General features: G+C 72.5%; 1 protein-coding gene. It reads right to left on the bottom strand.

Annotation, left to right across the window (positions count from 1 at the left end; all coding sequences use genetic code 11):
* A partial coding sequence (locus ACFWI9_RS34585) for an MMPL family transporter (RefSeq protein WP_387169336.1) occupies positions 1 to 1,147 on the bottom strand: 1,147 nt, incomplete at its 3' end.
* Positions 1,148 to 1,170: the final 23 nt, after the last annotated feature.

The following is a 1,170-nucleotide window of genomic DNA, read 5'->3' as shown; positions in this document are numbered from 1 at the left end:
GAAACTCTGGCTCCTCGACCAGGCCGGCGACCGTGCCGAGCAGCACCGGCCAGGGGTGGCGCAGCACGAAGCCCGCCCAGCGGCTGCCCATGTTGCCGGCCACGCCCTGGATACGGCGGCCGGTCGTCTTGTAGCGGCGGGAGAGGACGGCGCGGGGCCAGAAGCCGAGCAGGGCGGGGACGAGGGTCAGCGCGATGAGGACGGCGAGGACGACCGCGCCGGCCGCGCACAGCCCCATCTTGGTGAGGAGGGGGATGCCCACGACGGAGAGGCCGGCGAGCGCGATGACGACGGTGAGGCCCGCGAAGACCACCGCCGAGCCGGCGGTGCCGACGGCGAGGCCCGCCGCCTCCTCGGTCGTATGACCGTTGGCGCGTTCCTCGCGGTAGCGGAAGACGACGAACACCGCGTAGTCGATACCGCAGGCCAGGCCGAGCATCGTGGCGAGGGTGCCGGTGGTGTCGGAGAGGCCGAGGGTGGCGGCCAGGGTGGGGATCGCGGTCATGGAGATGCCGACGCCGAGGATCGCCGTGAGGAGCGGGAGTCCGGCGGCGGCGAGCGATCCGAAGGTGATCAGCAGCACCACGGCGGCGATACCGACGCCGATGACCTCGCCGACGCCGCCGGCGGAGGGCTCGGCGGCCAGTGCGGTGCCGCCGATCTCGACGGTGAGGCCGGAGTCGCGGGCCTGTGCGGCGGCGTTCTCCAGGTTTTTCTTGGCGGTGTCGGAGAGGTCGTTGGCCTGCACCGTGTACGTGATCGTCGAGTACGCGGTGCTCGCGTCCTTGCTGACCGCGCCGGCCTGGAACGGGTTGACCGCGCTCGCGACCTGCGGTCCCCCGGACACCTCGTCGACGAGGTGGACGACGGCCGCGCGGTCCTTGCCGGTGGTGATCTTCCGCCCGTCCGGGGCGACGAAGACGACCCGGGCCACGGCACCGTCCGCCTGCGCTCCGGGAAAGCGCTGCTGGATCAGGTCGAAGGCCCGCTGGGACTCGACGCCGGGGGTGGAGAAGGTCGTGGCGGGCGCTTCGGCGGCCTTGCTGGAGGCGAAGCCGAGGGCGGCGAGGATCACCACCCAGAACACGGTCACATACCAGCGCCGGCGAAACGCCAGACGCCCCAGGCGGTAGAGGACGGTAGCCACGAGGGCCTCCGGCGGTCTTGGGG

The sequence above is a fragment of the Streptomyces sp. NPDC127084 genome, from assembly GCF_042724175.1.
Lineage (GTDB): Bacteria > Actinomycetota > Actinomycetes > Streptomycetales > Streptomycetaceae > Streptomyces.
This window is presented reverse-complemented; position numbering and strand designations above follow the sequence as displayed.